At 65.1% G+C, this 16,202-nt stretch carries 24 protein-coding genes and 1 tRNA gene; 13 read left to right on the top strand and 12 right to left on the bottom strand.

The features are described 5' to 3' along the window. Positions 1-2: 2 nt before the first annotated feature. The gene (locus WC739_RS14070; protein ID WP_372953641.1) at positions 3-500 is read left to right on the top strand and encodes a hypothetical protein; all 498 of its coding nucleotides are present in this window, start codon (positions 3-5) and stop codon (positions 498-500) included. 27 nt (positions 501-527) lie between these two features. On the opposite strand, the gene WC739_RS14065 is transcribed toward WC739_RS14070, so the two are convergent. Both WC739_RS14065 and WC739_RS14060 read right to left on the bottom strand, forming a co-directional pair. Then, positions 528-710 carry a DUF1127 domain-containing protein gene (locus tag WC739_RS14065; protein WP_372953640.1) on the bottom strand — a complete coding sequence of 61 codons (183 nt, stop codon included), beginning with the start codon at positions 708-710 and terminating at the stop codon, positions 528-530. Between the two features lie 71 nt (positions 711-781). Beyond that, the gene (locus WC739_RS14060; protein WP_372953639.1) at positions 782-1,057 is read right to left on the bottom strand and encodes a DUF4242 domain-containing protein; all 276 of its coding nucleotides are present in this window, start codon (positions 1,055-1,057) and stop codon (positions 782-784) included. 147 nt (positions 1,058-1,204) lie between these two features. Here WC739_RS14060 and WC739_RS14055 point away from each other — a divergent pair, with 147 nt between their 5' ends. The 3 genes from WC739_RS14055 (at position 1,205) to WC739_RS14045 (ending at position 4,797) form a co-directional block, all read left to right on the top strand. Then, positions 1,205-2,926 carry a BTAD domain-containing putative transcriptional regulator gene (locus tag WC739_RS14055; RefSeq protein ID WP_372953638.1) on the top strand — a complete coding sequence of 574 codons (1,722 nt, stop codon included), beginning with the start codon at positions 1,205-1,207 and terminating at the stop codon, positions 2,924-2,926. 67 nt (positions 2,927-2,993) lie between these two features. After that, complete coding sequence (locus tag WC739_RS14050) at positions 2,994-3,446, top strand: N-acetyltransferase family protein (RefSeq protein WP_372953651.1); 453 nt, start codon at positions 2,994-2,996, stop codon at positions 3,444-3,446. Between the two features lie 151 nt (positions 3,447-3,597). Further along, positions 3,598-4,797, top strand: coding sequence for a PLP-dependent aminotransferase family protein (locus tag WC739_RS14045; protein ID WP_372953650.1), 1,200 nt, complete (start codon positions 3,598-3,600; stop codon positions 4,795-4,797). 19 nt (positions 4,798-4,816) lie between these two features. Here the strand turns inward: WC739_RS14045 and WC739_RS14040 are convergent, their stop codons facing one another. After that, positions 4,817-5,071 carry a hypothetical protein gene (locus WC739_RS14040; RefSeq protein WP_372953637.1) on the bottom strand — a complete coding sequence of 85 codons (255 nt, stop codon included), beginning with the start codon at positions 5,069-5,071 and terminating at the stop codon, positions 4,817-4,819. Between the two features lie 320 nt (positions 5,072-5,391). Between WC739_RS14040 and WC739_RS14035 the strand changes: the two genes are divergently transcribed. The 4 genes from WC739_RS14035 to WC739_RS14020 all read left to right on the top strand — a co-directional run bounded on the left by WC739_RS14035 (position 5,392) and on the right by WC739_RS14020 (position 9,702). Next, the gene (locus WC739_RS14035) at positions 5,392-5,820 is read left to right on the top strand and encodes a VOC family protein (RefSeq protein ID WP_372953636.1); all 429 of its coding nucleotides are present in this window, start codon (positions 5,392-5,394) and stop codon (positions 5,818-5,820) included. A 67-nt stretch (positions 5,821-5,887) separates the two neighbouring features. Continuing rightward, positions 5,888-6,505 (top strand): C39 family peptidase, encoded by a 618-nt coding sequence (locus WC739_RS14030; protein ID WP_372953635.1) that lies wholly within the window; start codon positions 5,888-5,890, stop codon positions 6,503-6,505. A gap of 16 nt (positions 6,506-6,521) precedes the next feature. Continuing rightward, positions 6,522-7,595, top strand: a complete 1,074-nt coding sequence (locus tag WC739_RS14025) for a D-alanine--D-alanine ligase family protein (RefSeq protein WP_372953634.1) — start codon at positions 6,522-6,524, stop codon at positions 7,593-7,595. Positions 7,596-7,722: 127 nt separating this feature from the next. Further along, complete coding sequence (locus WC739_RS14020; protein ID WP_372953633.1) at positions 7,723-9,702, top strand: AI-2E family transporter; 1,980 nt, start codon at positions 7,723-7,725, stop codon at positions 9,700-9,702. A gap of 71 nt (positions 9,703-9,773) precedes the next feature. Here the strand turns inward: WC739_RS14020 and WC739_RS14015 are convergent, their stop codons facing one another. Together WC739_RS14015 and WC739_RS14010 are read right to left on the bottom strand one after the other, a co-directional pair. After that, positions 9,774-10,055 (bottom strand): hypothetical protein, encoded by a 282-nt coding sequence (locus WC739_RS14015; protein WP_372953632.1) that lies wholly within the window; start codon positions 10,053-10,055, stop codon positions 9,774-9,776. Between the two features lie 25 nt (positions 10,056-10,080). Next, positions 10,081-10,422, bottom strand: coding sequence for a hypothetical protein (locus WC739_RS14010; protein ID WP_372953631.1), 342 nt, complete (start codon positions 10,420-10,422; stop codon positions 10,081-10,083). Positions 10,423-10,639: 217 nt separating this feature from the next. On the opposite strand from WC739_RS14010, the gene WC739_RS14005 reads away from it, so the two are divergent. Further along, entirely contained in the window at positions 10,640-10,879 is a 240-nt protein-coding gene (locus WC739_RS14005) for a hypothetical protein (protein ID WP_372953630.1), read from the top strand. 64 nt (positions 10,880-10,943) lie between these two features. Here the strand turns inward: WC739_RS14005 and WC739_RS14000 are convergent, their stop codons facing one another. The 3 genes from WC739_RS14000 to WC739_RS13990 all read right to left on the bottom strand — a co-directional run bounded on the left by WC739_RS14000 (position 10,944) and on the right by WC739_RS13990 (position 11,706). Then, on the bottom strand, positions 10,944-11,150 hold the full coding sequence (locus tag WC739_RS14000; protein ID WP_372953629.1) for a hypothetical protein: 207 nt from the start codon (positions 11,148-11,150) through the stop codon (positions 10,944-10,946). Between the two features lie 103 nt (positions 11,151-11,253). Beyond that, a tRNA-Gln gene (locus WC739_RS13995) sits at positions 11,254-11,327 on the bottom strand. Positions 11,328-11,412: 85 nt separating this feature from the next. Then, positions 11,413-11,706: a hypothetical protein gene (locus WC739_RS13990; protein WP_372953628.1), complete on the bottom strand. Its 294-nt coding sequence runs from the start codon at positions 11,704-11,706 to the stop codon at positions 11,413-11,415. A 551-nt stretch (positions 11,707-12,257) separates the two neighbouring features. On the opposite strand from WC739_RS13990, the gene WC739_RS13985 reads away from it, so the two are divergent. From WC739_RS13985 to WC739_RS13970, 4 genes are all read left to right on the top strand, one after another. Then, positions 12,258-13,328 carry a sensor histidine kinase gene (locus WC739_RS13985; protein ID WP_372953627.1) on the top strand — a complete coding sequence of 357 codons (1,071 nt, stop codon included), beginning with the start codon at positions 12,258-12,260 and terminating at the stop codon, positions 13,326-13,328. A gap of 125 nt (positions 13,329-13,453) precedes the next feature. Continuing rightward, positions 13,454-13,984 carry an MgtC/SapB family protein gene (locus WC739_RS13980; RefSeq protein WP_372953626.1) on the top strand — a complete coding sequence of 177 codons (531 nt, stop codon included), beginning with the start codon at positions 13,454-13,456 and terminating at the stop codon, positions 13,982-13,984. A gap of 135 nt (positions 13,985-14,119) precedes the next feature. After that, positions 14,120-14,425 (top strand): hypothetical protein, encoded by a 306-nt coding sequence (locus WC739_RS13975; RefSeq protein ID WP_372953625.1) that lies wholly within the window; start codon positions 14,120-14,122, stop codon positions 14,423-14,425. A gap of 89 nt (positions 14,426-14,514) precedes the next feature. Further along, positions 14,515-14,649 carry a hypothetical protein gene (locus WC739_RS13970; RefSeq protein WP_372953624.1) on the top strand — a complete coding sequence of 45 codons (135 nt, stop codon included), beginning with the start codon at positions 14,515-14,517 and terminating at the stop codon, positions 14,647-14,649. Between the two features lie 64 nt (positions 14,650-14,713). Here WC739_RS13970 and WC739_RS13965 read toward each other — a convergent pair whose 3' ends face one another. The 4 genes from WC739_RS13965 to WC739_RS13950 form a co-directional block, all read right to left on the bottom strand. Then, complete coding sequence (locus tag WC739_RS13965; protein ID WP_372953623.1) at positions 14,714-14,959, bottom strand: DUF982 domain-containing protein; 246 nt, start codon at positions 14,957-14,959, stop codon at positions 14,714-14,716. A gap of 13 nt (positions 14,960-14,972) precedes the next feature. After that, positions 14,973-15,209 (bottom strand): DUF982 domain-containing protein, encoded by a 237-nt coding sequence (locus WC739_RS13960; protein ID WP_372953622.1) that lies wholly within the window; start codon positions 15,207-15,209, stop codon positions 14,973-14,975. Between the two features lie 77 nt (positions 15,210-15,286). Beyond that, a complete protein-coding gene (locus tag WC739_RS13955) occupies positions 15,287-15,721 on the bottom strand; it encodes a GFA family protein (RefSeq protein ID WP_372953621.1) in 435 nt (144 codons plus the stop codon). A 102-nt stretch (positions 15,722-15,823) separates the two neighbouring features. After that, positions 15,824-16,003: a DUF3606 domain-containing protein gene (locus tag WC739_RS13950; protein WP_372953620.1), complete on the bottom strand. Its 180-nt coding sequence runs from the start codon at positions 16,001-16,003 to the stop codon at positions 15,824-15,826. Positions 16,004-16,202: the final 199 nt, after the last annotated feature.

The following is a 16,202-nucleotide window of genomic DNA, read 5'->3' as shown; positions in this document are numbered from 1 at the left end:
TCATGAGAGCGAAACACCTTATCGCCGCCGGTGCCGTGGCGGTGTTGCTGGCGACGCGGCCGTCGGTTGCCGCGTCTTGCAACGGCTGGAATGCGAAGATGGAGGAAGACGAGGGCGGCAAGGTGTTGACCGCCTCGGTCTGCGGCGGGCCGAAGGGCGATGCGTATCTGATGCTGACCTGTTTCGACAATCCGGTGCTGAGCTACGACCTCGGCGCGGCCGGCGGGCACGGGGAGCCCGATGACAGCGGCTCCTTCGACTTCAAGGCCGACGGCAAGACTGTCACCAAGACGCTACGGCTGGAGGAAATGTACAATTACTTCGTGGCCGACCTGGCGAAGGCCGATCCGTTGCTCGACCTGCTGCGCGGCAAAGGCAATTTGTCGGTCAGCGCCGCCAAATATGGGGAGATCAGTTTTCCGCTGAAGGGCTCGAGCGCGGCGGTCGGCAAGGTGCTGGCGCAGTGCGGCAAGTCTAGACCGGCGGATGGTGGAGATTGATCGCCGCTCGCCTGCGGGATCGTCGCGCTAGACTGAGACGGCGTCCAGGCGCCCTATCTCGCCATGGGTCGTGACACGCTCGATGTCGCAACGGCTGATGCCGATGTCCTTGAGCATGAAGTCAGGCATCGCCGCGAGGTGACGGCGGTCGCGCCGGTGGCGCCAGCCGCGGCCGATACCGGCCAGCATGGCGCGCAACGTAGTGGTCATGATCGGTTCCCGCGTTTGGCGATAATGTCGGAAGACGCCGGGACTGGCGCATGGCCAGGCCCGGCGACTGATCAGGCGTCGGCGGTCATGGGGCCGATAGAGGCCGCGAGCAGCGTCACCTTGTTGGCGGGAAAGCCGGCCTCGCGGGCATGCCGCTCGATCACATCGGCGCTCTCGGCCTCGTGCACGCAGTAGATCTTGTCGCCGGCGACATAGGATGTGATCCATTTGTAGGGCACGCCAAGCCCGGCAACGACTTCGTTGGACCTGGCCGAGATTTCCTTGAGCTCGCTGGCGCTCAGCCTGTCGGCGCCGGCGATTTCGCGTTCGATGATGAAAGTTGGCATTGTCGGTCTCCGTTGTTGGTTGACGGCCCGATAAATCCGATCGACGTTGGACCCGGCGTGCCGCGCGCCAAAACGCGGTGCGCTGGCGGTCACACGCTTCGTCCCACGGTGATGGCGCAGGTCATTCGCGAAGACGGGCAGGCGCAAATGGTTGAAAGATTGGGCGGTACGATCAGGCTTCTTGGCGATCCGGCCATTCTCGATGCGGATGGGCGAAGCCAACCGGTGCGCGGGCATCAGTCCTGGGCGCTGCTGGCCCGTGTTCTTCTGGCGCGCGCGCCGCTCGACCGTCGGACACTGGCGGCGGAGTTGTTTCCCGAGACCGTCGATCCGCTGGGTTCGCTGCGCTGGTGCCTGGCCTCGCTGCGCAAGGCGCTCAATGCTTCCGACTGCCTGACCGGCGATCCGGTGGAGGGACGCTTTGCCGACACTGTCGACATCGACGTGCTGCGGCTGGACCATGACGCTTTCGACATCGAGGCCGCCGGTCCGCTGCTCGGCACTCTGGAGCCGCGCTGCAGCCCGGAATTCGCGACCTGGCTGTTGGTCGAGCGCGAGCGCATCGCCGGCATCGTCGAGGCCCGCATCCGCCAGGAAACCATCCGGGCCATGGCGGTCGAGGACCATGGGCGTGCGACGCGGCTGGCCGAGCTCGGCGTGCGGCGCAGCCCCTACGACGAAAGCGCGCATATATTGCTGGTGAAGAGCCTGGCACTGGCCGGCCGCTATCAGGCGGCGCTCGACCATGTCGAGGCGACGGAGGCGGTGTTCGTGGCGGAGTTCGGGGAAAAGCCGTCGAGCGCGTTGCGGAGTGCCGCGCGCCGGACCATTTCGTCGCCGCCGAGCGGCATTTCCCGCCAGGCCTTCGTCTCGTCCCTGATGCAGTCGGGCCTCGCCGCGCTTTCGGCGGGCGCGGTGGAAGCCGGGATCGATTGCCTGCGCCGCGCCGTGCGCGATGCCGAGATGCTCAAGGACGCGCATCTGACGGCGCGCGCCATGTTCGAGCTGGGCTCGGCGCTTGTTCATTCGGTGAGGGGCTATGACGACGAAGGTTCGGTGCTGCTGCGCCGGAGCACGGAGCTGGCGCGCCAGGCCGGCAGCCAGCCAATCGCTTCGGCGGGATTTCGCGAGCTCGGCTATGTCGAGGCGCTGGCCGGACGCCGGCCATCGGCCGCGACCTATCTGGCGCAGGCGCTGGACCTGGCGGGTGGCGGCGAAAATCTGGCGGGCATCCATGCCGTCATGGGCTTCAACCTGGTCGACTGGGGCCGGATTGGCGAGGGGTTGGACCATTACGGCCTGTCGCTGGAGCATGCCCGTTCGGCCGGCAACCGCCGCCGCGAGATATGGTCGCTGGGATTGGGCGGCTGGGGTCTGCTCACCGCGGACCGGCTCGAGGAGGCCGACCGCTGGCTGGCGGATTGCCTGGCGCTGGTCGAGGAACAACGCTGGATATCGTTCCGGCCGTGGCCGGTGGCGGTGCTGAGCGAATCCCGTACCCGCCAGCAGGCGCGCCCGGAGGCGCTGCGCCCCGGGCTGGAGGAAGCCTTCGCGCTGAGCTGCCAGATGAACGACCCCTGCTGGGAAGGGGCCGTCGCCCGCGCGCTGGCACTGACTTATGCCGCGGAAGACGCGTTCGAGCCGGCCATGGAATGGCTGGTCGAGGCGCGCCGGCGCTGCATGCGCGACACCGACTCTTATGCCGGATTGCAGGTGGAGATCCTGGCAAGCCAGGTGGACATCAACCTTAAGCTGAACCGGCCAGGGACGGCGGACGCGGTGGCGCGCGAATGGCTGGCACTGGCAGCCCGCACGCACCGAGACACCCATGTGGCGCGCGCGGCCGCGTTTATCGCACGGAGCAATTGAGGTCTGCAGGCGGATGTGTCGCAACAGAAACGTTGCCGCCATCACCGCCTCGCGATATCCCGGCGTCATGATCACCTTCCGCAAGGCGCAAGCCGCTGACCTGCCTGCCATCGTCGCCATGCTGGCCGACGATCCGCTTGGCGCCGCGCGCGAGGACGCCTCTTTGCCGTTGGCGCAGGGCTACCTCGATGCCTTCGACGCCATCGATGCCGATCCCAACCAGCTACTGGCCGTGGCCGTGGAGGGCGGTGAGGTGATCGGCACCTTGCAGATCAGCTTTCTTGCCGGCCTGTCGCACAAGGGCGCCTGGCGCGGGCAGATCGAGGCGGTGCGGGTCGCCAGCCATCGGCGCTCAGGCGGGATCGGACAGCGGATGATCGACTGGGCGATCGTTCAGTGTCGGGCGCGGGGCTGCAATCTTGTGCAGCTCACCACCGACAAGAGCCGGGCCGACGCGCACCGTTTCTATGAACGCCTCGGCTTCACCGGCAGCCATCTTGGCTACAAGAAGAGCTTGTAGGCGTTCCGCTCCAGCGGCGACTGGCTTATACCCCGACACCCCCAGGCCCTATGCAAATCGGCTGGCAAAGCGGATATAGGTCAGCTAGGCTGACCTATATAAAGAATGGTCGACCTACAGAGAACGTCTGGGGAGGCGTGTCGTGACCGTTATGAATTTGCTGGCTTCGCGCTCGTCGCGGATGAAAGCCTCCGAAATCCGCGAGCTGCTGAAGCTGCTCGACCAGCCGGACATCATCTCGTTCGCCGGCGGCATTCCCGATCCGGCGCTGTTTCCGGCGGAAGCCATCCGCGATGCCTATGCCGATGTGCTGGGCGGCAGCGGGGCGGGCGCGGCGCTGCAGTACCAGGTTTCGGAAGGCTATCTGCCGTTGCGGCGCTGGCTGGCCGGGCAGATGGGCAAGCTCGGCGTCGCCTGCGACGAAGGCAACATTTTCATCACCTCCGGCTCGCAGCAGGCGCTGGATTACCTCGGCAAGCTGTTCCTGTCGCCGGGCGACACGGCGCTGGTGACCTGGCCGACCTATCTCGGCGCGTTGCAGGCCTTCAACGCCTATGAGCCGCGCTACGACCGGCTGCGGCCGGAAGGCGGCAACATGACGCCCGATGCGTATCGCGCGGCCGCCGCTTCGAATGGCGGCAAGGTCAAGTTCGCCTATCTGGTGCCAGACTTCGCCAACCCGACCGGCGAGACCCTGAACCGCCAGCAGCGCGAGGCGGTGCTCGATCTTGCCGGCGAGCTCGACATCGCCGTCATCGAGGATGCCGCCTACCGCGCGCTTCGCTATGATGGCGGGGGTGAGCCACCGATCCTGGCACTCGACTGCGCCCGTTCCGGCGGGATCGAAAAGGCGCGCACGCTCTATTGCGGCTCGTTCTCCAAGATCGTGTCGCCGGGCATGCGCGTCGGCTGGGTCTGCGCGCCACGCCATGTGGTGGAAAAGCTGGTGCTGATAAAACAGGCTTCCGACCTGCACAGCCCGTCGATCAACCAGGTGGTGATGCACCGCGTGGCCGAATCCGTGTTCGACGCCCAGGTGGAAAAGTTGATCGGCGCCTATCGCGAGCGCCGCGACGGCCTGCTTACCGCGCTCGAGGCGACCATGCCCGATGGCGTGACCTGGAGCCGGCCGGAAGGCGGCATGTTCCTCTGGGTGACGCTGCCGGAAGGGTTCGACGCGACCGAATTGCTGGCTCGCTCGGTGAAGGAGGCCCGCGTCGCCTTCGTGCCCGGCAGCGCCTTTTTCGCCGATGGAACCGGGCGCAACACGCTGCGGCTGTCCTTCACGCTCGCCGACCGCCGTGCGGTGACAGAAGGCATTCCAAGGTTGGCGTCGCTGCTGGAGGGATGAGGCCCTGAAGGAGGCTTGCTCAAGCCGCCACGCTCATCATTTGCTGCAGATTGGAGAGCCTGGTCCGCGCCAGCTCGCGTGCCGGTTTCTCGAAAGCGCTCTCGCCGCTCTCGATGACGAAGACCAGCGTCAGGAAGTCCAGCATGAATTCGTCGACGGCCACCTGGACCGGTCCCGACCGGCCTTTCAGACCGCGGGTCAAGGCGCTTGCCGCCCCGACGTCGTCGACGCCGGCGCTGTCGAGCAGCCTTTCGAGCTCTTGAAAAACGTCCAATGCATGTCTCCCGTCCGAGCCAGGAAACTTGGCTTGACGCGGAAAGTTCCACTATCGCAGGGAACCTATCGGGCATACCGGCGTTTGTTCGGCGTCTGACCCCCGCAGACAACCGAAAGCCCTCTGATTGGCTTTCCAAAGGCCCGCCGGCCCCCTCCGGCGGGCTCTTTGTTCTTGAGATCGGCAAAAGCGGCGCCTGACGTTCCCCACAGGATGCGGGGCGAGGCAAGGTCTGTCAGCAGCCTGCGGCATGGGCCTCCTGGCGCATTGACGGCACACCATGCATGCCTAAACTCGCAGCCTTGCGAGGAGGGCTCCGTATGGAAACCCAGGAACTGCATCGCGGCCGGCTCATCGACCACATCCATCTGGTGGTGAAGGACCTTCCCGCCAGCCGGCGTTTCTACGAGGCGGTGCTGCGGGCGCTCGATGTGCCGATCGGCGGCGAGTCGGAAGATTACTTCTGGTGCGACGAACTGTTCGTCTCCAGCGCCGACAGCCAGGCGGCCCTCGGACAGCTCACCGGCCGTCATCATCTTGCCTTCCAGGCCAGGGACCGCGCCATGGTCGATGCCTTCCACAAGGCCGGGCTGGCCGGCGGCGGCAGCGACAATGGCGCGCCGGGTGAAAGGTCCTATCATCCCGGCTACTACGCCGCGTTCCTGCTCGATCCCGACGGCAACAACATCGAGGCCGTTTATCACGGCCCCCACACACGCAGCGCTGCTTCAGTGAAGATCACGTTCTAGACTAGACGGCTTCCCATCGCCGCTTGTCCGCGTATACGGGATCGGATCAAGTCGCCCGAGGAGTCGGATGAAGCCCTTGCCAGAAGCGGTGCCGTTTTTCAGCCAGTGGGAAACGCCCGACATGACCATGGACGTGCTCGCTGAAGGCGCCGGGGTAGCGCTGAGGCGGGACCCGCTATGGCAGGGATCCGGTGCCCGGACGCTGGACGAATACGCGCTCTGGGCCGCCAACATCTGCGGCATGGCCTGCCTGAAGATGATCCTGGCGACGCGCGGCGAGATCGTGCCGACGATCGAACTGGCCAGGCGGTGCACCGGATATGGCGGCTACGTCGTCAATGAAGACACGATCAAGGGGCTCATCTACGCGCCCTTCGTCAGCTTCGTGCGGGAGGCCTTCGGCCTGCGGGCAGAAGTGATGACCAATGTCGCGACGGCCGAGATACCGGTAATCCTGGCGGGCTCGCGCTTCTTCATCGCCTCGGTCAGCAGCTGGATCCGCTGGCCGGACCGCGAGCCGCCCTCGAAGGGCGGCCATCTGGTGCTGGTGACGTCAGCGTCGCAGCAGGATTTCCGCTTCCACAACCCGTCCGGCCACACCCGCGCCACACAGGCAAACGCAAGCTTGGCGCCATCCGATTTCGATCGTTTCTTTGCCAATCGCGGCATTGCCGTCACCATTTGATTTTCGAGGGGTTTCAATGAAGAGCAGGGTTGCCATTCTCTATGGCGGGCGTTCGGCCGAGCATGACGTGTCGCGCCTGTCGGCGGCCAATGTGCTGAAGGCGATCGACCGGACGCGCTACGACATCGTGCCGATCGCGATTTCCCGAACCGGCAGGTGGTTGCTGCAGGAAGCGCCCATGGCCGCCGGCGACGGGGCAGGGGCTCCGGTATCCGAGGATGGCATCGAGGTCGCGCTGCTGCCCGGCGGCAAGGGCAGATTGGTGGCGGTCACCAATGGCGGAGCCCAGCCTGACCTGCCGCCGGTCGATGTCGTTTTCCCGGTGCTGCATGGCCCGTTCGGCGAGGACGGCTCGGTGCAGGGGTACGCCGAGGTTGCCGACGTCGCCTATGTCGGCTGCGGCATCCTCGCCTCGGCCGCCGCCATGGACAAGGACGTCGCCAAGCGCCTGCTGCGCGAGGCCGGGATTCCCGTCGCCCGCTCCATCACCTTGCTGAGGGGCGAGGCCGGCTCCTTCCAGGAGATCGCCGGCGCGCTCGGCCTGCCCTTCTTCGCCAAGCCGGCGCGCCAGGGCTCGTCCTTCGGGGTCAGCAAGGTGAATGACAGGGATGGTTTCGAGCAGGCCGTCGACACGGCGTTCCGCTATGACGGCAAGGCATTGATCGAGGAGTTCGTCGAGGGCCGCGAGATCGAGTGCTCGGTGCTGCAGCGCGCCGACGGGACGCTGACCGTGTCGCTGCCGGGCGAGATCATCCCGGCCGGCAAGCATGGCTTCTATACCTACGAGGCAAAGTATCTCGATGCCGACGGGGCACTGGTCAAGGTGCCGGCCGACATTCCGGCCGCGATCGCCGACAAAGCCAGGGAGATGGCGGGCCAAGCCTTCCAGGCGCTCGGCTGCGAGGCGATGGCGCGCGTCGACTTCTTCCTGCGCGCCGATGGCGGCCTGCTGGTCAACGAGGTCAACACCATTCCCGGCTTCACCGACATCTCGATGTATGCCAAGGCGCTGGCGGCGATCGGCATCGGCTATGGCCAGATCATCGACGCGCTGATCGAGCACGCGCTGGCCAGGCACGCGGCGCGCTGATCGAACGCGAGGCCAGGGAACATAATCACTCGCCTGGACTTGATGGTGGCCAGCGGTTCGTCGCCGGCATAGGATGCACGCCGGCTCACTATATCCGATCATGGCGCCTGGCAGGGGGAGACACCACATGGCGGCCAACACTCGAAACGGCACGGCAGCGCCGGCGCTGGAGGACATGCTGTCCGCAGCCTCCCGTCCGCGGACGACCTTGCCCAATGTGGCAACCATCGTCACGACCGTGGCGGCGCTGTATTTCGGGCGCGAGGTTTTCCTGCCGATCGCCATCGCGCTGCTTTTGACATTCGCCCTGGCGCCGCTCGTCTCGGGGCTCAAGCGCATCGGTATCCCCCGGATTGCCGCCGTCATCGCCAGCGTGATGGGCGCTTTCGCGGCGCTCGCCCTGTTCAGCTTCGTCGTCGCCACGCAGGTCAGCGAACTGGCGCAGAACATTCCGGTCTACCAGACCAACATCCTGACCAAGATCCGCTCGCTCAAGGAAACCGGCGTCGGGGGCGGCATCGTCTCGAGGTTGAGCGCGGTGATCGAGCGTGTCGGCCAGGAGATCGACCGGCAGGACGCTTCGCTGCCGGCCGCGACGCCGGACAAGCCGCCGCGCGAGCCGGTGCCCGTCGAGATCGTCGCGCGTGAAAAGCCGCTCGAAGTCCTGCAGAACATAGTCGGCCCGCTGATCAGCCCGCTCGGATCGGCCGGACTGATCATCGTCGTCGTCATCTTCATGCTGCTCGAGCGGGAGGATTTGCGCGACCGCTTCATCCGGCTTGTCGGCTATGGCGACCTGCACCGCACCACCGAGGCGCTTCGCGATGCCGGCAAGCGCGTCGGCCGCTACCTGCTCATGCAACTGGTCGTCAACATCGTCTACGCGATCCCGATCGCTGCGGGACTGTGGATCCTCGGCATTCCCAATGCCCTGCTGTGGGGCCTGCTGGCGCTGGCGCTGCGTTTCGTCCCCTATATCGGTCCGGCCATCGGCATGCTGTTGCCGCTGTTCCTGGCCCTGGCCGTGGCGCCGGGTTGGTCGCTGCTGCTGTGGACGGCGGCGCTGTTCGTGGTGATGGAACTGATCACAGGCAATGTCATCGAACCCTGGCTCTACGGTTCGCGCACCGGGCTGTCGCCGCTGGCGATCATCGTCGCGGCGATCTTCTGGACGTGGCTGTGGGGGCCGCTCGGGCTGATCCTGTCGACGCCGCTCACCGTCTGCCTCGTGGTGCTGGGCAGGCATGTGCCGCAGTTCGAGTTCCTCGACGTGCTGTTCGGCAACGAGCCCGTGCTCGAACCCCATGCGCGCCTCTACCAGCGGCTGCTGGCGGGGGACCCGGAGGAAGCGACCGACCACGCCGAAGAGATCCTGGAAGAAAAATACCTGGTCGAATTCTATCACAAGGTGGCCATCCCCGCGCTGCTGCTGGGCGAGCGCGACCGGGCGCGCGGCGTCATGGGCGACGTGCAAAGGCGACAGGTGGCGGCCAGCGCGCTGACGCTGGTGGCCAATCTCGACGACGACGCCAAGGAGGAGGCGGACGAGGAGGATGATACGGTCCTGACCGGCGAGACCGACGAGGATGGCGATGGCGTTGCCGAGGAACAGGTGGACCTGCCTGACGGTGCCGGCATGTCGGTGCTCTGCGCCGGGGGGCGTGGGGAACTCGACGACGCCGCCGCCGCGATGCTGGCGCAGGTGCTGCAGGTCCAGGGCGCGACCGCGACGAAAGCCGGTTTCGCCGAGATGGAGCCATCAAGCGTCCGCGATCTCGACCTGGCCGGCATCGACACGGTCGTGGTCGGCTTCCTGAACCGCGATTCCGTCAAGCACGCCCGGTTCCTGGTTCGCCGTCTGAAGCGGGCGAAGGCGGGACTGCGGGTGGGCATCGTGTTCTGGTCGGAGGACGGCAATGGCGACAAGGACGCCGCCCTCAAGCTGGCGGAGGACATGAACGCGGATTTCGTCGCGCACGGCATGGTGGACGCGGTCATCGGCGCGCTCTCGCAAGAACCGGCCGTGGTGCTGAAATTGGCCAAGCGCCGCGCGAGGCGGCTCCGGCCAGCGCCACGCAAAGTCTCAGCCGCGGCGGCCGCGAGCTAGAACCGTACATCTGTCGGAAGCTTGATCCGGCCCAATCCAACGGTCGGGCAAAAGACCGGCAAGCCGGGCGGTCACATATTGGAGGCGACGTCCCGGGTGGAGATCGGCTTCGGCTTATGCGCCGGACGCGGCCTTGGCTTATGCTCGGCGGTATGCTGCTTCACGGTGGAAGCGGCTTTCACGGTGTCAGCTTTATGAGGCGCTTGCGTCTTGCGGCGCATGAGCCAGTTGGAAGACAGTTCGGCAAGAAGACCGCGCAGTTCTTTCACAACATCCTCCTTCGGTAGGCGGCAGGATAATTTCCGAAGGCGAAACTTGTTCCAGACGCCACCGTGCCCGGCTGCAAGCGCCATGCGCGAGGGATCAACCGTTGGACGGCTATTGGATCGAAGTCGAGTACGGCGGCTCAAACGGCGAGCGCCCATCATTGCCGTGCCGATCGTCATGACCGTCTGGCAGCATGTCGAATTCTATAGCCGCGCCAAGGAGTTGCGCTGCCTGCAAGACAAGATGTTCGATGTCTTCGAGGGCGACATTCTCCGCCAGGTTCCTGAGCCGGACCTGCTCGGCCACGAAAGCGATGTTGACGATGCCAGCCGACTTGAAGGCCGCGTTGACCGCTGAACTCACATCCTCGCGCAACGTCGCGGAATAGTTGTAGCGCATCTGAAACCTCCCTGTGGGAACGGTTTTGTCCAGGCTGAACCATGCGCCGATCATGCACCCCCGGCAAGTAACTTCGGATTAATTTCGTATACAAATCAACAAGTTAGTAAAGTTATCCAAATAAGGCAGAGGCGTCTGGCCAGCAAGATGCGCGTGATGCGCAAACCCCGCTTTGGCGGCACTTGACGTTTTATGCGGCTCATCCTAACTGTGGGCGGAGTTAGCCAGATACTCACTCGAATTCTCTGGACCTTGAGCGAGGAGGCGCGCCATGCCTGAACTGGAGCGTCCGGAACGATTGCAGATCATGCTGACCGCCGACGAACTGGCGGCGCTTGAGAACTGGCGCTACGACAACCGCATGCCCAGCCGGTCCGCAGCAGTCAGGGAGCTGCTGCGGCGCGGTCTATCTTCGGAGGGGTTCCTGCGGGCCGATCACGGCATCAAGTCGCAGGATTACGGCGTCCTGCCCACCGCCCCCGGTGACGGGGCCGCCGACGCCGACGAATAACGCGCATCTTATCGGTCGCCGCCACCATTGCGGCCGCCGGCCCCCAATTCGAGATAGACTGGCTCTAGAGGATGTTCGACGTCACCTCGACGATGATCGACGCACCCTCGGGCGAGCTGTTGGTGACGTGGACCACTCGCGACACCCGAAGATCCTGCGTATTTCCGTCGATGGACAGGGAGACACTCTCGCCGATGCGGGGAACCGCCTGGAAAAGCGCGTCTGCCGCTTCCGGGCGGTTGTCGATGGAAATGCGGCAGCTGACGGTCATGAAGTAGCCTCCTGTGTCTGACGCTCGACAACGCAGGCTGCGGGAAATGGTTTCAGGCCGTGTCGGTGTGATGCCGGCGTCCTGGCCAAGCCAGCTCCAGGGCTGGTTCCCGCTCAAGGGCTCGAACCTCGATTCACGCCTTCAAAGGGCGCTGTCCTACCATTAGACGAAGCGGGAATGCTTGCCAGACGCAACACCCCTAGCTGGTTCGCGCGACGGGATCAACGCGGGTCCTCATAAAGAGGGCCTCGTTGGGTGGCAGTCAGTTGGGGAAGTTGTTGACGGGTTCTTCGCAACGATAGACCGGACAGCGGCCGTCGCGGGTCGGCACATAGGCCGACATCGGCACTTCCGGCCAGTCGCATTCGTTGCCGAACTGCCGGACATACCGGTCATAGGTGTTCGGGCCGGTGGTCAGCACCACGGCGCGGTGGCTCTGGATCAGGTCTCGAAGCTGTTCGCAGCTCATCGTCCGGGTGTCGGGGCGGGCGTCGGCGACGCCGGTCGCGACAAGCAGAACGGCTGCTGTCATCAACACGATTTGGCGAAGGGGCATGTGGGACCTCGAGGCTTGGTTCACCCGAAGGGTGTGTGCAGCCAAAACTCGCATCCTGTCCAGCGGTTCCGCGCCTGCCTGTAAGGGATTGCACGGCGCAACCAAATGTCGGGTCGCGCATTCCTGGACATGGACAGCAGCAAGACATACGAACCCATGCGATCGTGGCCAGGAATCGAACCGAGGCGAGCCATGTGCTGCTCTTCGTGCGGTGGCCGTGACCATGGCTACGAGGACTGCCCGCGACGGGCCCCCGTCGACAGTCTGGCGTTCGAGGCTCCGGACCTGAGTGCAGCCTGTTCGAGTTCGACAGGGATTTCCGCATCATAGGCGCCGTGGCGCTTCCAGCCGTTTAGCAATGACGGAGCCGAGGATGCCAAGCAAGCCTCCCATGGGCCGGCGGGGCGCGGTTGAATACCGGGCGGCTTGCAACCAAATGGCCCATCGGGCATTGCTGGACGTGGGCGCAAATCCGTCATGCCGAGGCTGACGGTTGGGGCGGGGCGGTACGAGCTGAGAGGGTCGTTCGAGATCCGGGGAAAGCTGGGGCAATGACTAAAGTCGCGGGCAACGACGGCTCGACAGAGATCACCGCCGAGACCAGGCTTGCGGCCATTGTCGATTCGTCCTTCGACGCCATCATCAGCAAGGACCTCAACAGCATCATCACCAGCTGGAATGGCGCGGCCGAACAGATGTTCGGGCACACCTCCGAGGAAGCGGTTGGCCAGTCCGTGCTGATGCTCATTCCCGATCACCTCCGGGACGAGGAGGCCGACATCATCGGCCGGGTTCGCAAAGGTGAAGTCGTGGCCAGCTATGAAACCGTCCGGCGCCGCAAGGATGGCGGGCTCATCGCCGTGTCGCTGACCGTCTCGCCGATCCGGAACAGGGCGGGCGAGATCATCGGTGCTTCGAAGATCGCGCGCGACATCACCTCGACCAAGGAGAGCGAGCGCCGGATCAGGCTCTTGCTGCGCGAGGTGAACCATCGCGTCAAGAACCAGTTCGCGGTGATCCTGTCGATGATCAGGGAGACGAGCAAACGCTCGACCGATCCGCGCGAGTTCGAGGGGCTTGTCCGCTCCCGCATCATGGCACTGTCGCGGTCGCACGACCTGCTGGTGAATTCGGAATGGGCGGGAGCCAGCCTCTTCGACCTGATCCAGGAGCAGTTGAAGTCGTTCGGCCACGAGGAGCAGGTTTCGCTCTCCGGACCGCTGCTGACCCTGCAGCCGAACGCGGTGCATAATCTGGGCATGGCATTTCATGAACTGGGGACGAACTCGTCCAAATATGGCGCGCTGGGCGGCGAGGACGGGCGCATCGAGATCACCTGGCAGATCATCCCGGGCGCTTCGGGCCAGCGGGAACTTCATCTCGTCTGGGACGAGACCTCGCCGGTCCAGACCGAGGAAAGCCCCGAGGACAGCGCGCGCAAGGGGTTCGGCACCGTCGTCCTGCAACGGGTCGCGCCGCAATCGCTGAACGGCGCCGCCATCATGGAGCGCGGGCCCGGCCATGTGCGCTGGGCGCTGACGGCGCCGCTCGAATCGATCATCGTTCCGCAGATCGGCGCCGAGATGCCGGTGGCCGACATCAATCGGGCGTTCAATCCTTGACGCCTCCGGCGGGCGGCATTTCCCGTGCCGGGCAGGTCCTGCCGGTGCTCGCCGCGTCGCGGCTGCCTTCCAGGAACCGCTGCCTTGCGGCCACGTTGTGACAGTCCTGATTTTTGGAGGGACATATGGAACAACTCGTCGAGGAATTCGGCCACCCGACATACACGTCGTTTCCGGTGATCGCGGCGCGGCTGCTGCTGGCGACAATTTTTGGCGCGGTCATCGGGTTCGAGCGTGAATGGCGCGACAGGCCGGCAGGGCTGCGGACGCATATCCTGGTCTGCGTCGCCGCGGCCACCTTCGGCATCCTGACGATCGAGATCATCCACGCACCGATGTTTGCCGGAGAATCGGTCAATGTCGACCCGATCCGGGTGGTCGAGGCGGTGACCGCCGGCGTTGCCTTCCTCGCCGCCGGCTCGATCATGTTTGCGCGCGGCGAGGTGCATGGGCTGACGACCGGGGCCGGCATGTGGCTGGCCGGCGCCATCGGCGTCGCCTGCGGATTGGGCCTCTGGCAAGTCGCCGGCTTCGGCACGCTGATCGTGCTGATCGTCGCCGGGCTTCTGCATCGGCTCCAGCCAAGGCGCGGACTTGCCACCCAAGGCCGGGACAAGGGCGCCGGATCGGAAAATGATCAGTCCCCGGCGGACTAGCGTCGCCGACAGACAAATCGCCAACCTTTCGCGCCGACAGGCGTTGTGCCTTCCAAGACGCATATCCCGATAAGGCTCGTTGCTCAACGCGACTATCAACTTGGCTTGAGACCGGGACAAACGAAAGGAAAGCCGATGAACACGCGCATCATTTTCTCCAGCGTCCTGCTGCTGGCGGCGACGCCGGCCATGGCGCAGACGCAGCCGGGCGACACCCAGCCGCCCCCGGCGCAAAGCGGCAATTGCCAGGCGAAGACCGACAGTGACGGCCAGCAGAAGCCGGCGACAGGCGGCAATCTGAGCCAGACGCTGGGAGATTGCGGCAGCGTGCTCAAGCCGCCGGCGACCGGCGATCACGACATGACGGCGCCGGCTCCCGACGCAGGCAACACCCCGGTGATCAAGCCGGGCGAGGTGCCGCAGCAGCCTCCGGCGCAATAAGTTAATATTCGGTGATTGCGCCGCCCGGCGGGGGAACCTGGCACCTGGCGAAACGTTTTTGTCAAAACCGATTTCGAAAGGACAGGACCGTGAGAGACATCGCCAGCACCGCCACTTTTGTTGCCTCGATCGCGATCGTCATTGCCTTGATGCTGATGGCGCCGAAAAGCTTCGGATTTGAATCGTCGCGCCCCATCGTGCAGGGCGAGATTTCAGCGCCCTGATCATAGGCGCTTCGAACGAAAACGGGCGAGGTCTGCGACCCCGCCCGGTTTTTATTTCTGAGAATTAGCGGACCAGGACGCCCGCATGATCGCACAGGGCGGCAAACGCTTCCTGTGCCTGGGCGGCCGAGATCTTGCCATCCAGCGCCGCCTCCACCTGTTCGCGCGCGGCCTGGTAGAACGGTCCGCGCCTTCCCTGCGGCCAGTCGATCAGGATTTCGCTGGCGTCGCGCAGGGTGGCGACATCGCGGATGGTGTCCGCCCCGGCCGGCTTGATCCGGATCGGCGCCGTGAGCCTCAATTCAGCCATTGCTTTGATCCGGCTACTGGAGGAAATGGGCTTCGCGTGCGGCGTCGATCATCGCGCGCATCGCCTTTGCCGGCGGCGTCCAGCCATCCAGCGCGTCGCGGCAGCTGCGCAGCGCCGCACGATAGCTTCTGCCCTGGCCCGCCGGCCAGTCGCCCAGACATTCCAAGCCTTCCCAGGCACTGCGCACGATGCGCTCTCGTTCCGGAGCGAACTTCAGCCTGATCGGCCGAGGGAACATCTTGTCGTTCACGCTAACGTCTCCATGCACTGCGAAGCGTCTGGTAACGTCAGTCGAGGGGCTCGGTTCCCGGCTCGGGGACCCAAATTTCAATCGCGCGTAACGGCGGCTTGCGGCGCTTGCGCCGCGTCATCCCCTGCCGTCTCGCGGTCATGTGAAAACTGTCTGGTGCCGGGCAGGGCATGCAGCCAGGTTTCGCGCCGGCCGATCCACAATTCATATTCGGGCGCAAGGTCGCTCGGCGCGATGTCGAGGCTGCCGATCATCACCTCGGCCTCCTTGTCGTCCACCCAGGCGATGCGGCCGCCGCAGGTCGGGCAAAAGCTGCGCGTGCCGTAGCTGCTGACAATGCCTGTCATCTCGAAAGCCTGGCGCGGCCAGACGGCAAAGGCGGAGAAGACGGAGCCGCCGGCCTTGCGGCAATCCTTGCAATGGCAGAGGCCGACCCTGAGCGGCTCACCGCTGACAGAAAACGTCACGCCGCCGCAAAGGCAGCCGCCGGTCCTGCGCATGGTGTCGGACATGGTCGCACCCCTCCCTGGTCCCGGTTGCGCCGAGGCCCGCCCTCGGCGTGGTCCTCAACGCGGGGCAGGAAAAATGTTTTCGGCGCTTTCGGCCGCGAGCTGTCAGCCGCGCGCGGCCATGTAGGCGTCGAGTTTCTTTCTCGATGGGCCATAGCGCTTGATGATGGTCTGCGCTTCGCTGGGCGGAAGGCCGTATTTCTTGGCGAAGGCGGCAACCTCATAAGGCTCCTCGCTCGAAACCAGCTTGCGGTCCTGTTTGGTCTTGGATTTGTCGTCAGCCATGTCGCATCTCGCTTTCTGGTGTCTGGAAGCACATTGGCGCGGCCCCCGCGCACGATCCTGTGATCAACAGGACATAACACGGATCGGCGGCTCTGTGTTCCACTGGCACCAACAATAAGGCGGAGGCGGCTTGCCCCTCGCGGTGATCAGTGCGCTGCGATGTCTCAGGCCGGCTTCAGGCGGGCGGCCGCGAGATACA

The organism is Mesorhizobium sp. (assembly GCF_041661565.1).
Lineage (GTDB): Bacteria > Pseudomonadota > Alphaproteobacteria > Rhizobiales > Rhizobiaceae > Mesorhizobium.
This window is presented reverse-complemented; position numbering and strand designations above follow the sequence as displayed.

What these genes read in the sequence shown, in the direction of transcription:
- WC739_RS14070 (WP_372953641.1), top strand. Translation starts at nt 3, where the DNA reads ATGAGAGCGAAACACCTTATCGCCGCCGGTGCCGTGGCGGTGTTGCTG.
- WC739_RS14065 (WP_372953640.1), bottom strand. Translation starts at nt 710, where the DNA reads ATGACCACTACGTTGCGCGCCATGCTGGCCGGTATCGGCCGCGGCTGG.
- WC739_RS14060 (WP_372953639.1), bottom strand. Translation starts at nt 1,057, where the DNA reads ATGCCAACTTTCATCATCGAACGCGAAATCGCCGGCGCCGACAGGCTG.
- WC739_RS14055 (WP_372953638.1), top strand. Translation starts at nt 1,205, where the DNA reads ATGGTTGAAAGATTGGGCGGTACGATCAGGCTTCTTGGCGATCCGGCC.
- WC739_RS14050 (WP_372953651.1), top strand. Translation starts at nt 2,994, where the DNA reads ATGATCACCTTCCGCAAGGCGCAAGCCGCTGACCTGCCTGCCATCGTC.
- WC739_RS14045 (WP_372953650.1), top strand. Translation starts at nt 3,598, where the DNA reads ATGAATTTGCTGGCTTCGCGCTCGTCGCGGATGAAAGCCTCCGAAATC.
- WC739_RS14035 (WP_372953636.1), top strand. Translation starts at nt 5,392, where the DNA reads ATGGAAACCCAGGAACTGCATCGCGGCCGGCTCATCGACCACATCCAT.
- WC739_RS14030 (WP_372953635.1), top strand. Translation starts at nt 5,888, where the DNA reads ATGAAGCCCTTGCCAGAAGCGGTGCCGTTTTTCAGCCAGTGGGAAACG.
- WC739_RS14025 (WP_372953634.1), top strand. Translation starts at nt 6,522, where the DNA reads ATGAAGAGCAGGGTTGCCATTCTCTATGGCGGGCGTTCGGCCGAGCAT.
- WC739_RS14020 (WP_372953633.1), top strand. Translation starts at nt 7,723, where the DNA reads ATGGCGGCCAACACTCGAAACGGCACGGCAGCGCCGGCGCTGGAGGAC.
- WC739_RS14015 (WP_372953632.1), bottom strand. Translation starts at nt 10,055, where the DNA reads ATGGCGCTTGCAGCCGGGCACGGTGGCGTCTGGAACAAGTTTCGCCTT.
- WC739_RS14010 (WP_372953631.1), bottom strand. Translation starts at nt 10,422, where the DNA reads ATGATCGGCGCATGGTTCAGCCTGGACAAAACCGTTCCCACAGGGAGG.
- WC739_RS14005 (WP_372953630.1), top strand. Translation starts at nt 10,640, where the DNA reads ATGCCTGAACTGGAGCGTCCGGAACGATTGCAGATCATGCTGACCGCC.
- WC739_RS14000 (WP_372953629.1), bottom strand. Translation starts at nt 11,150, where the DNA reads ATGACCGTCAGCTGCCGCATTTCCATCGACAACCGCCCGGAAGCGGCA.
- WC739_RS13990 (WP_372953628.1), bottom strand. Translation starts at nt 11,706, where the DNA reads ATGCCCCTTCGCCAAATCGTGTTGATGACAGCAGCCGTTCTGCTTGTC.
- WC739_RS13985 (WP_372953627.1), top strand. Translation starts at nt 12,258, where the DNA reads ATGACTAAAGTCGCGGGCAACGACGGCTCGACAGAGATCACCGCCGAG.
- WC739_RS13980 (WP_372953626.1), top strand. Translation starts at nt 13,454, where the DNA reads ATGGAACAACTCGTCGAGGAATTCGGCCACCCGACATACACGTCGTTT.
- WC739_RS13975 (WP_372953625.1), top strand. Translation starts at nt 14,120, where the DNA reads ATGAACACGCGCATCATTTTCTCCAGCGTCCTGCTGCTGGCGGCGACG.
- WC739_RS13965 (WP_372953623.1), bottom strand. Translation starts at nt 14,959, where the DNA reads ATGGCTGAATTGAGGCTCACGGCGCCGATCCGGATCAAGCCGGCCGGG.
- WC739_RS13955 (WP_372953621.1), bottom strand. Translation starts at nt 15,721, where the DNA reads ATGTCCGACACCATGCGCAGGACCGGCGGCTGCCTTTGCGGCGGCGTG.
- WC739_RS13950 (WP_372953620.1), bottom strand. Translation starts at nt 16,003, where the DNA reads ATGGCTGACGACAAATCCAAGACCAAACAGGACCGCAAGCTGGTTTCG.